Consider the following 12,013-nt stretch of genomic DNA (forward strand, 5'->3'; position numbering starts at 1 on the left):
AATTTTGACAGAGCAAGATTGACTCAGCCGGTGCGAAGGCCATGTCAAGAAGGAAAGCCGGGCCGTTTGCACGGCCCGACCCGCCAGATCAGGGCGCACGCCCCAGATCATCGGCAATTAACGACACCGATTCCGGCGACGATTGCGACCAACTGAACGACGGCGCCAAATCGCCACCGGCGGCACCAAGAATGTTGTCAAACCGCAGCACCTTGCCCTGGGACTTTTCCGCCACGTACAAATGCTGGCCATCAAAGGCAATATCCACCGGGTTACCCAGCTGGGTCTGGCCCACCGTACTATTGTTACCGTTATCGATATTCACGCTAACGTTGGTCAGGCCATCCGCGCTTGCGGCCCCATCGAGCACATAGATCTTGCCATCGGTGGTATTGGCTCCGCTGCCCACATCGGAGACGATCAACTGGTCGGTTTTTGCCACATGGACAATGCCGTGCAGGTTGGTCGGTGCCGCAAACGCCACGCCGCCGGTCGCCGGCGTAATCACCCGATCCGGCCCGCTGGCGCCACGTACAACACTGTAACGGTCGAAAACGGCCACGGTGCCATTGGTCAGGGCCACATACAGCCGGTCTGCCTGTGGATCGTAGTCCAGATCCCAAGGAGCCACCGACAGCGACGTGGAAAACAGCGGTGCCACATTGCCATCCGCCTGAGCTCCGAACACCCGCACGGAAGGATTGCCGTTATCGGTAATCAGCACCCAACCCAGTTTATCGGCCACATCGAAGCCTTTCGGTGCAGTCAGGCCAGTACTGGTGCCCGTGACAAGCCGGTCACGCTCAAGCGCGAAGGACTCGCCATCGCGCTCCAGCGCCAGCCGGTTGATCACTGCCAGGCCACCGTCGTAGCTGACATAGGCATCCCCCATGTGATTAAAGGCCAGGCTCTCCCGATCCTGATTGGTGATAAAACCACGCTGCATGGCCCCCAGATCCAGATCCAGCACCACCACGTCCGGGCTCTTCGGCGAGGCTGGCGGATTGCTGGTGACCGCCACACCGGTAAAGAGGGTGCCCGGGCCGTCAATATCGGAAAGATCCGGCGTGGTGACCGTATCGGGGATCAGGGTCAATGATTCCGGTTTGATGCTGGCGACCACCTTGTCCGGGGCGATATTGCCGGAGCCACCGGAGAACACGTCCCGATAGACAAGGATGGCATCATTGGATTTTTCAGCGATATAGACATCGTCGTCATCGAGCACCAGGTCCACCGGGTTACCCAGCTGGGTCGCCGCACCGGCCAGCGTTCGTGCCGGTGTCACAACACCATTGGCGGTGGAGGCCTTCTCAATCACATAGAGACGGCCATCATCAGCAATGCCCGCGTCGCCCACGTCACTGACCACAAGGGTGTCGGTGTCGGCCCGGTAGGCAATGCCATGCAGATTGGAAACGGAACCGGCGGTGGCTGGCGTAATGACTCTCGCCGGGCTGGCCAGAAACTTGCCGGCCACGTAATCGTCCACCACCAACACGGTGCCGTTGGTCATGGCCAGGAACAGTCTGTCCGCAGCCTCATCATAGGCCAGATCCCAGGCATTGCCGGCCAGGGCCGTGCTGGCCAGCGACGTTGCCATGCCGCCCGCCGCCGTGCCATAGACTTCAATGCTGTTGCCGCCAATATTGGCAGCCATCACCAGCCCCGCCCGGTGAGCGATGGCAATGCCCTTGAGTGTCATGGAACCGGGAGCCGCCACGGTACGATCCAGGGTCGGCACGTCGGCCGTGCCATCCTCTCTTTGCGCCAGTTTGTGCAGCACCTGCAAACGGCTGGGCGCTCCGCCACTGTCGTTGGCCGCGTAAAGATTGCCCAGCAAATCCAGCGCGATCCCTTCATTGGCGTCGGCACTGAAGGTTGCCTTGACCGACAGGCTGGCATCGAGCCGGTCAATCTGCCCGCTATTAGCGGGGCCATTGTGCATGACCAGCAAGGACGGCCCGCGAGTCACCCCCGGGGAATCAATCAGCGGCCCATCATTATCATCACCACCGCAGGCGGCCAGCGTCACGGCCAGCGCCAGGGGGGACAGCCACAGCAAACCTTTGCCATTCACATTCATGTAATCTCTCCTTGGAGTATGGCACTGGCCCGGAAACGGCCAGCGGGACGGCGTCCTGCCCCCGGATACCTTGTGGCGACGCCAACGGATGTAACAGCGGGTAATATTTGTCAGCCAATCGGTAATCCGGCCAAATTCATCGGTTGTCCGACACCTGGCCCGCAGCCCTTGCGGGCCGGGTGCGGCAGGACTAGGCTGGCGGGGTAATTTTGCTTTCCCGAAAACACGCTTCGGGGTATTCTGAAACCCTCTGCAACAGCCCACAGGGCCACGTTTTCCATCTTGGACACACCACTCGCTTCTCAGAAAATCAGTCTCGAACCGAACGATTCCCGTCGCCTGGCCAGTCTCTGTGGCCGTCTGGATGAGCACATCAAGCAGATCGCCCAGCGCCTGAGCGTGGATATTCACAACCGTGGCAATCAATTTTCCCTGGCCGGCGAGCCCGCCGCCGTGGAAGCTGCCGGCGCCATCCTCACCGAGCTCTACGAACAGACCGGCGATGGCACCGAGCTGACGCCGGAGATGGTGCACCTGCATTTGCAGCAATCGAATGTGGCGGATCACACCTCGGCCGGCCGGACAGACAATACCGTGGCCTTTCCCAGCGATGAGGTGATCATTCGCACCCGGCGCACGCGTATCAAGCCACGCGGCACGCACCAGCGCGAATACGTCAGAAACATCCGCAAGTTCGATATCAATTTCGGTATTGGCCCGGCCGGTACCGGCAAGACCTGGCTGGCGGTGGCCTGTGCGGTGGACGCCCTGGAAAAGGCCGAGATCCAGCGTATTCTGCTGGTCCGCCCGGCGGTGGAAGCCGGTGAAAAACTGGGTTTTCTGCCCGGTGACCTGGCGGAAAAGATCGACCCCTATCTGCGCCCCCTCTACGACGCGCTCTATGAAATGCTCGGCTTCGAGAAAGTCGCCAAGCTGATGGACCGGATGGTGATCGAAGTGGCACCGTTGGCCTACATGCGCGGGCGCACTCTCAACAACAGTTTCGTGATCCTCGACGAAGCCCAGAACACCACGCCGGAACAGATGAAGATGTTCCTCACCCGCATCGGTTTCGGGACCCGCGCGGTGATCACCGGCGATGTGACCCAGGTGGACCTGCCGCGTCACCAGCGCTCGGGCCTGGTCAATACCCTGGAAGTGCTGGATGGCGTGAAAGGCATTGGCGTCACCCGTTTCGACAGCAAGGACGTGGTTCGCCACCCCCTGGTTCAACGCATTGTAGAGGCCTACGACCGCCATGAACGGGATACCGACACCGACCGTTGACGTCCAGTGGGCCAGTGATGACCCGGACGTCCCCGACCCATCGCAATTATCCGCCTGGGTGCGCCACGCGGCCCGGGCCGCCGGTGGCGTAGTCGGCGATGTCACCCTGCGGATTGTCGATGAAGAGGAAATCCGCGCCCTGAATCATGATTTCCGCGGCAAGGACAGCCCCACCAATGTGCTGTCCTTTCCCTTTGAAATGCCCGAGGGGCTGCCCGCCGATGCGGTGGCGCCCCTGCTCGGCGATGTTGTCATCTGTACCCAGGTGGTGCGCCGGGAAGCCGCTGAACAGGGCAAGACCCTGGAGGCCCACTGGGCCCATATGGTGACCCATGGCGTGCTGCACCTGCTAGGCTATGACCATATTGACGATGACGACGCCCAGATCATGGAAACCCTGGAAATCCGCACCCTGCAGGAACAGGGCTTTGCGGACCCCTACCAGACGCCCGACTCACAGGAGAGATAGGCAACATGTCGGACGATTATTCGGATAACGGTACCGGTCGAAGTTGGTTGGAGCGTGTCGGCCAGTTTTTCTCTTCCACGCCCGGCGACCGGGAGGAATTACTGGACCTGATGCGCTCCATGCGCGATGCCCATGTGGTGGATGGCGACACCCTGGGAATTATCGAAGGCGCCATCTGCGTGGCGGACATGCAGGTCCGGGAGATCATGATTCCCCGCTCCCAGATGGTCAGCATCCGCGCCTCCGGGGATCCGCGGGACTTCCTGCCCACCATCATCGACTGTGCCCACAGCCGTTTTCCGGTACTGGGCGAAGACCCGGATGAAGTGATCGGCATTCTGCTGGCCAAGGACCTGCTGCCACTGATTCTCGAACCGGCCCGCATGGAACGCTTTGCCATCAAGGATCATATCCGCTCGGCCATGGTGGTGCCCGAATCCAAGCGTCTGGATTCGCTGCTGCGAGAGTTTCGTATCAGCCGCAACCACATGGCCATTGTGGTCAACGAATACGGAGGCGTGGCCGGCCTGGTGACCATCGAAGACGTGCTCGAACAGATTGTCGGGGAAATCGAGGACGAGCATGATGTGGAAGACGACGATTACCTGATCAAGGATCTGGATAACGCCGAATACACCGTCAAGGCACTGACGCCCATTGATGACTTCAACGAACATTTCCACTGTCAGTTCAGTGACGAGGAGTTCGACACCATCGGCGGGCTGGTCATGCAGAAATTCGGACGCCTGCCCGGCCGCGATGAATCCGTGGTGCTGGATGGCTACCGTTTCACCGTTCTCAGCGCCGACGGCAGAACAATAAGACTGTTGCGGGTGACACCGCCGGGGGAACACAGCGATGACGACAACCCAGAAGAGGCCGAACGCTGAGCGGCTGAAACGCCTGCCCTGGATCACCGCCCTGGTGAGCCTGTTGATCATACTGGGATACTTGGCCCTGCCGGCGGCACGGGCCCCGCAACCGGTACTCGACTGGTATGCCAGCTCCGGCCTGAAAACCCTGGAATGGCAGAACTACCTGGCCTGGCTGCGCTTTCATGGCCAGAGCCCGCTGGCCGCCAGCCTGGAGCAGCAGCTGGCCACTGGCGATCACCACGCCTACAGCGCAGCCCTGTTGTCGCCGGCCTTTGATGCGGACAGCCGCCAGCGCGGTCGGGATTTCTGGAGCCCCGCCGATCTGGAGCGTCGCCAGAGCCTGCGTGACCAGGTGCCGTTGCAGCTGGCCGCCAGCCCGCTCTACCAGTGGGGCCTGCCGGTCCAGGCCAGTCGTCCGGCCCGTTTCTTCACGGCCCCCTTTGTGCCCGGCTCCCCGTGGGCCACGTTCGCCCTGTTGCTATGGATTCTGCCACTGGCCATCTGGCTGGAGAAACGTCTCGGCCATGGCAAGCAGCTGACGCTGTGGCTGGCCGGCAGCCTGCTGGCCGGCGCCGGCTATCTGCTACTGGCCCGGCCCGGCCAGATTCCCCTGCACGGCGCCGGCCCGGCACTGATGGTCTGGGTGGGCGCCTTTTTCGGCCTGCAGCGTCGCACCCTGGCCTTGCCGATCTGGCAGCCCCGCCAGCGGCGCTGGCAGACCCGGCATGTGCGACCCTGGTGGCTACTGCCCCTGATCCCCGCCATGCTGAGCCTGATGCTGCTCTACAGCTCCCCGGCCAACAGCCTGGCAGCGGCGATACTGGCCCTGCTTGGCGGTGCCGCCGTGGTACAGCTGATGCGCGCCAGTGACAGCGAGCCGCAGGAGAGCGACCCCTTCATCACCCCGGACCCGCAGCAGGTCAGTACCCTGAGTCGGGGCTGGCAGGCCCTGGCTCTGCTTAACGGGCCCACCGCCCGGGACAGCTTCCAGCAGGTGCTGGCCGGTGACCCGGCGCATTTCAGTGCGCTTACCGGGCAGTTCACCGCCCTGCAACTGACCGGCGACGACAACGGCTGGCACCAGGTAGCCTGCGCCCTGTTCCGCCACCCGGCCAGTGGCAAGGGCGAGCCGCAACAGGTTCGTCACTACTGGCACCAGTACCAGCAACGCAGCCAGACGCCACTCCCCGGCACCGTCGGCTGGGCCCTGGTTGCCACCCTGGCCCGGGCCCAGGCATTCACCGAAGCCGAAGCCCTGGCCGAGAGCCTGCCCGCCGCCGAGGGGCGCCAGCAGGCACTGGCCGTGCTGGTAGAGGAATTTGAAAAGGAAGGGCTGGGGCATCGGGCGCGAAACTGGAAATCACAGGCGGCCTGATCCGCTGTGTCGCTAACGTGAGGGCACAGCACAGCGGCCGAGATGACGGGGCGAAAAAGCGGGTCAGAGGGTGCCACCCGCCCAGGATCAACAGACCATCCGAGCGCTAGACCAGATAGGTCTTGCTGAAATGCCGGAAGCGTTCATGGGCGGAGGTTCGCAGCATTTCGAACAGCACCATCTCCGCACTCACCACCACGGCGCCGCCGTCACGCATTCGTTGCAGGGCCAGCTCCCGGTCCTGTGCCGAACGGCTGGACACCGCGTCGCTGACCACAAACACCTGCTTGCCCGCCTGACGCAATTCCAGCACGGTCTGCAATACACAGACATGGGCTTCCATGCCACAAACGATCACCTGATCCCGCGCCAGCAGGGCCGCCGGCAGACAGTCTTCCGCCAGGCAGGAGAAGGCCCGCTTTTGCACCACCTGCGGTGACGGCACCGCCGCCAGCAAACGCGCATCCGTCTCCCCCAGCCCCTGCGGATACTGCTCGGAAAACACCACCGGCAAGCCCGCGTCCACCGCCACCCGCAACAACCATTCACACCGCTCCAGCAGCGCCTCCGGCGCCACCACCGCCGGCACCAGCTTGCTCTGCACATCCACCACCAGCAGGGTGGCATGGTCGCGATTCATCAGCATGGAGGTTCCTCCTGAGTGGAGACGGGTAACGTTTAAACAGCCCACAGGGGGTGGCCCCGAGCAACAGGGACATCAGGCCCAGGCTTCGCGGCAACGGGCCACCTGCTGGCGCAGCTTGGCATCGCGACAATGACTTTCCACAAAGCGCAGGTACTGCTCGGCCTTGCCGGCCAGACCAAACTGCTCGGCCAGAATCTGCGCCAGCAGCAGATAGGCTTCCCCCACGCCGTCGAAGCCCGGGTGCTGTTCGTGCAGGTCCTTGAGCAATTGTACCGCCACCTTGGGGGCGCTGTCGGCCACGCCCCGTGCCAGCGCCAGACGCAGCCCCGCCGAGCCCGGCAACCATTGCGGCTCTTCACGGCGCTGTCGTGCCAGCAGCGCCAGGGCCTCCTGCCAGGCTTCGGCGCCGATTAACACATCCAGGTAGTCTTCACGGCGGCGACGGCGCTCGTCCTCGCGCCCCAGTACCGCCAGCAGACGATCATGCTGCTGCCAATCCGCCAGGGTCGCTTTTTTGCCTTTCAGGGTTTTGCTGACGCCAATCAGCACCCGATCAAAAGCCCCCGCCGCCAGCTGCACCCGCTCGCGGCGCTGATCCAGAGGCTCGGTGGCGCGGGGCACCGCCGCCCCCTGATACCCCCACCGACGGCCGTGGCGGGCCAGCAAGTCACCACACAACGCTGACAGCGCCAGCCACCAGCAGCCGGCCAGGCCCGCTGCCAAGGCCTGCACCGCCGGCATGGGTAACAGATCCATGGCCACACTGATCAGTGCCACACACAACATCCAGCCCAGCGAGGCGAACAGGGCCGCCACCAGCCCGTCCCGTGAGGCGGACAACAGCAAGCCCGGCATGGCCGCATAGGCCCCGGGGCCGGCCCCTTCCACTTCCACTGCCAGCCAGATGGCCGGCACCAGCAATAGCAGCAGCCCGCCCACCAGCAGGCCCGCGGATACCGACACGGTCAACAACAGCACCCCACTGCCGGCCAACACCACCAGCACCGGCAGCCCCTGAAACAGGGCCGTGCGCCAACGCGACAGCGGCGTCAGTGCCCGCCAGCCCGACGTCGTCGCCCGTCGACTCCGGCTGCTGCGCTCCCGACCGCGTTCGGCCAGCACCGCACTGCCGATACCCATGGCCGGCAGCCCGCCCAGCAGTACCACGGCCACACTGATCCACAACGGCGGCAACAACGCCGCCAGTCCTGCCCAGATCAGGGCCACCGGCAGCCATTGCGGGGAAAAGGGGAAGCGCAGGTAACGATCCAGCTGCTGCCATAACGGGGTGCGGGACCGTTCCGCATCCGCAGCGGCAAGGGGCTGGTTACACAACAGACAATGGGCAACAGCCGATGGCCCATCCCCACCGTCCACACATTGCTGACACAGATGCAGACCATCATGCGGGCAATACCACAGCGCCGCCGTCCCCGGATGGTACTTGCAATAGTGATTCACTATGATGCCCCCAAGCTTGCCAGCGCTTGCGCGCCTTTTATGCCCGCTTGCCGGTGTCACCGGCAAAGGGGCGACACTGCGATCAAGCGCATTTTTATGCAACATACTTTATTCGTATTCTGCCCGGGTCTCTACTCATGCGCGATAGATTGCTGGCCCTGACCGCCGGCCTGCTGTTTCCCCTTGCCTTTGCCCCCTATGGCTGGGTGTTCCTGTTGCCGGTCAGCATCGGCTTGGGCTTCTGGACCCTGCAACGGGCAGGCAGCGCCCGGGATGCCCTGCTACGCGGTTGGCTCTATGGGCTGGGCATGTTCGGCTTCGGCGTTGCCTGGCTGCATGTTTCCATGCACGACTACGGCTTCATGCCCCTGTGGATGGCGGTGCCCTTCACCGGCATCTTTGCCGCTGTGATCGCCCTTTATTATGGCCTGACCTTTTACCTGAGCTGGAAGCTGGGCCGCTCGGCACTGGCGTTTGCCGGCCTCTGGGTGGTGCTCGACTGGGTGCGCGGCTGGCTGCTGACCGGTTTCCCCTGGCTCTACGCCGGCTATGCCCTGGTGGATACCCCGCTGGCCCGGCTGGCACCACTGGGCGGAGTCTGGCTGCTGACACTGGTGGCGGTACTGATGGGCGCCAGCGTGGTCATGCTGCTGCGTCGCCAGCGCCATGCCTGGCTGCCCGCGGCCCTCACGGTTGCCCTGATGACCGGCGCCCTGCTGATGCCCGACACGCCCTTTACCCATGCCAGTGGTCCCAGGCAGAAAGTGGCGCTGGTGCAGGGCAACATCCCCCAGGACATCAAGTGGCAGATGACCATGCGCAGTGCCACCCGCGAGATCTACCAGGACCTGACAGCACCGATCCCGGCGGACACCCTGGTGATCTGGCCGGAGTCCGCCATGATCGAGTTCTACCAGGACATCCACGGCTTTATCGATGATCAGGGCAAGGCGCTGGCTGACCGGGGTGGCGCCCTGATCACCGGCCTGCCCTGGCGTAGCGACAGCGACGCGGGTATCACTTACCACAACAGCATCGCCTCCATCGGCAAGGATGGCCTGCGCGGCGTCTACCACAAACAGAAGCTGGTGCCCTTCGGCGAGTACGTGCCCATGCAATCGCTGATTCGCGGCCTGATCCCCTTCTTCGATCTGCCCATGTCCGGGTTTACCCCGGGCAAACCCAGCCAGCCCAACCTGCGGGCCCTGGGCCATACGGTGGCGCCCTTTGTCTGCTACGAGATTCTTTACCCGGATCTGGTGGCCGAGCGCAGCCATAATGCTGACCTGTTGCTGACCATCAGCAACGATGCCTGGTTCGGCCATTCCGCCGGGCCGCATCAGCACTTCCAGATGGCTCGCCTGCGCGCCCGGGAAACCGGCCGCTGGCTGTTGCGCGACACCAACAACGGCATCACCGCCATCATCAACGAAAAAGGCCAGGTTACCGACCGCCTGCCCCAGTTCGAGCGTGGCGTACTCTACGGTGAATACCAGCCACGCCGTGGCCAGACCCCCTTCATGCGCTTTGGCATCGGCCCCTGGTTGCTGCTCTCGGCGGTGCTGATCGGCCTCGGCTATGCCCTGAGGCCACAAGTCCGGAGCGATATATAATATTTTAGAATAAGCTTATAACTAAATTTGACTTGGTCGTTTTTTGCCCCTATAACAGTGGTAATCGCACCCACTGTTACAGGAGGCAATCATGTCTCAACCACAAGTCAAAGCCTTTTTCGATCACGACACCAACACCGTCAGCTATGTGGTGACAGATCCGGCCACCAGCCACTGCGCCATCGTCGATTCGGTGCTGGATTACGCGCCCAATGCCGGCCGCACGGATCACGGCAGCGCCCGACAGATCGTTGATTATGTCCGCGAGCAGGGCCTGACCGTGGACTGGCTGCTGGAGACCCATGTGCATGCGGATCACTTGTCCGCAGCGCCCTGGATCCAGGAGCAGGTGGGCGGCAAGCTGGCCATTGGCGAACATATCCGCACGGTGCAGGACACCTTCGGCAAGATTTTCAACGCCGGCACCGAGTTTGCCCGCGATGGCCGCCAGTTCGACCACCTGTTCAAGGATGGCGAGACCTACAAGGTGGGCAACATCGAGGCCCGCGCCATCCACACGCCGGGGCACACGCCGGCCTGCATGAGCCACCTGATCGGTGATGCCCTGTTCGTGGGTGATACCCTGTTCATGCCCGATTACGGCACCGCCCGTTGTGATTTCCCCGGTGGCGATGCCCGCACGCTCTACCAGTCCATCCAGAAGCTGCTGGCCCTGCCGGACGAGACCCGCATGTTTCTCTGCCATGACTACCTGCCGGAGGGCCGCGAGGCGTTTGTCTGGGAAACCACCGTGGGTGATCAGCGCCAGCACAATATCCATGTCCACGAAGGGATCAGTGAGGAAGATTTCGTGAGCATGCGTGAATCCCGCGATGCCACCCTCGACATGCCACGCCTGATCCTGCCGTCAGTGCAGGTCAACATGCGCGCCGGCCACCTGCCGCCCGCCGAGGACAACGGCGTGAGCTATCTGAAGATCCCGCTTAACGCCCTGTAAGGAACCGGCCATGACCAACAAGCAGAACCAATGGGATGTCATCATCGTGGGCGGCGGCGCGGCGGGCATTGCCTGCTGCGCCAGCCTGCTCAAGCGCCGCCCGGACCTGGCCATCGCCATCGTTGAACCCAGCGACCGGCACTATTACCAGCCGGCTTTTACGCTGGTGGGCGCCGGCAGCTTTGAACCGGCGGCCACCTGCCGCAGCACCGCATCACTGATCCCGGACGGCGCCAAATGGGTGCGCTCCCGGGTGACAGTCATGGACCCGGCACAACAGCGTGTCGGCCTGGACGATGGCCAATCGCTCTATTATCGGGCACTGGTGGTGGCACCGGGGCTGGAACTCAATCTGGGCGCCATTGAAGGGCTGGAAGCCACCCTGGGCAGCAACGGGGTCTCCAGCAACTACCTGTTCGAGCTGGCGCCCTACACCTGGGAATGTGTCAGCCAGCTCAGACAGGGGCGCGCGCTCTTTACCCAGCCGCCCATGCCAATCAAGTGTGCCGGCGCCCCGCAGAAAGCCATGTATCTGTCCTGTCATCACTGGGAGCAACGAGGCTGCCTGAAGGACGTGGACGTGCAATTTCACAACGCCGGTGGCGTGCTGTTCGGTGTGGCAGATTTCGTCCCGCCGTTGATGGAGTACGTGAAGCGCTACCAGGCTCACCTGAATTTCAACAGCCAGCTGGTGGCTGTGGACGGCGGCGCCCGCCAGGCCCTGTTCCGGGATACGGATACCGAAGGGGCAAGCCACGACCGCTACGAGGACTTCGATTTTCTCCATGTGGTCCCGCCCCAGCGGGCCCCGCGCTTTGTTCGAGACAGCGAACTGGCCAACGACGCCGGCTGGGTCGCCGTGGACGAAGCGACCCTCCAGCATCCACGCTTTGACAATGTTTTCAGCCTCGGAGATGCCTGCGGCGCCAGCAACGCCAAAACCGCCGCCGCGGTTCGCAAGCAGGCGCCGGTGGTGGCGGAAAACCTGATCGCCATGCTCGCCGACAAACCGCTGACCGCCCGTTACGAGGGCTATGGGGCCTGCCCGCTGACGGTGGAAAAGGGCAAGGTGGTGCTGGCCGAGTTCGGTTACCAGGGGGTCCTGCAGCCCTCGTTCCCGCTCAACCCGACGGTGGCGCGCAAGAGCATGTGGTGGCTCAAGGCCAAGGCCATGCCACGCATCTATTTCGATCTCATGCTCAAGGGCCACGAATGGCTGGCCAAACCGGCACGCCTGTAAGCC

The 12,013-nt window shown here is 63.3% G+C and carries 10 protein-coding genes; 7 read left to right on the forward strand and 3 right to left on the reverse strand.

The window, feature by feature from the left end; translation table 11 throughout:
- Positions 1-88 precede the first annotated feature (88 nt).
- Positions 89-2,086, reverse strand: a complete 1,998-nt coding sequence (locus A11A3_RS02750; protein ID WP_008927737.1) for an NHL repeat-containing protein — start codon at positions 2,084-2,086, stop codon at positions 89-91.
- A 282-nt stretch (positions 2,087-2,368) separates the two neighbouring features.
- On the opposite strand from A11A3_RS02750, the gene A11A3_RS02755 reads away from it, so the two are divergent.
- Genes A11A3_RS02755 through A11A3_RS02770 form a run of 4 tightly spaced genes read left to right on the forward strand, consistent with a single transcriptional unit; the run spans position 2,369 to position 6,092 of the window.
- Positions 2,369-3,373: a PhoH family protein gene (locus A11A3_RS02755; RefSeq protein ID WP_008927738.1), complete on the forward strand. Its 1,005-nt coding sequence runs from the start codon at positions 2,369-2,371 to the stop codon at positions 3,371-3,373.
- Positions 3,345-3,842, forward strand: a complete 498-nt coding sequence (gene ybeY / locus A11A3_RS02760; protein WP_040296613.1) for an rRNA maturation RNase YbeY — start codon at positions 3,345-3,347, stop codon at positions 3,840-3,842. The genes A11A3_RS02755 and ybeY overlap by 29 nt, the downstream gene beginning before the upstream one ends.
- A 5-nt stretch (positions 3,843-3,847) precedes the next feature.
- Positions 3,848-4,732, forward strand: a complete 885-nt coding sequence (locus A11A3_RS02765) for a CorC family transporter (RefSeq protein ID WP_008927740.1) — start codon at positions 3,848-3,850, stop codon at positions 4,730-4,732.
- Positions 4,701-6,092, forward strand: coding sequence for a rhomboid family intramembrane serine protease (locus A11A3_RS02770; RefSeq protein ID WP_008927741.1), 1,392 nt, complete (start codon positions 4,701-4,703; stop codon positions 6,090-6,092). The genes A11A3_RS02765 and A11A3_RS02770 overlap by 32 nt, the downstream gene beginning before the upstream one ends.
- A 106-nt stretch (positions 6,093-6,198) precedes the next feature.
- On the opposite strand, the gene A11A3_RS02775 is transcribed toward A11A3_RS02770, so the two are convergent.
- Entirely contained in the window at positions 6,199-6,738 is a 540-nt protein-coding gene (locus A11A3_RS02775; protein WP_008927742.1) for a hydrolase, read from the reverse strand.
- 72 nt (positions 6,739-6,810) lie between these two features.
- Complete coding sequence (locus A11A3_RS02780; RefSeq protein WP_157375259.1) at positions 6,811-8,199, reverse strand: B-box zinc finger protein; 1,389 nt, start codon at positions 8,197-8,199, stop codon at positions 6,811-6,813.
- 137 nt (positions 8,200-8,336) lie between these two features.
- On the opposite strand from A11A3_RS02780, the gene lnt reads away from it, so the two are divergent.
- The 3 genes from lnt (at position 8,337) to A11A3_RS02795 (ending at position 12,010) form a co-directional block, all read left to right on the forward strand.
- Positions 8,337-9,812 (forward strand): apolipoprotein N-acyltransferase, encoded by a 1,476-nt coding sequence (gene lnt, locus A11A3_RS02785; protein WP_040296615.1) that lies wholly within the window; start codon positions 8,337-8,339, stop codon positions 9,810-9,812.
- 91 nt (positions 9,813-9,903) lie between these two features.
- Positions 9,904-10,770, forward strand: coding sequence for an MBL fold metallo-hydrolase (locus tag A11A3_RS02790; protein WP_008927745.1), 867 nt, complete (start codon positions 9,904-9,906; stop codon positions 10,768-10,770).
- 10 nt (positions 10,771-10,780) lie between these two features.
- Positions 10,781-12,010 carry an NAD(P)/FAD-dependent oxidoreductase gene (locus A11A3_RS02795; RefSeq protein WP_008927746.1) on the forward strand — a complete coding sequence of 410 codons (1,230 nt, stop codon included), beginning with the start codon at positions 10,781-10,783 and terminating at the stop codon, positions 12,008-12,010.
- The last annotated feature ends 3 nt before the right edge of the window (positions 12,011-12,013 follow it).

Origin of the sequence: Alcanivorax hongdengensis A-11-3 (assembly GCF_000300995.1) — a bacterium.
Classification (GTDB): Bacteria; Pseudomonadota; Gammaproteobacteria; order Pseudomonadales; family Alcanivoracaceae; genus Alcanivorax; species Alcanivorax hongdengensis.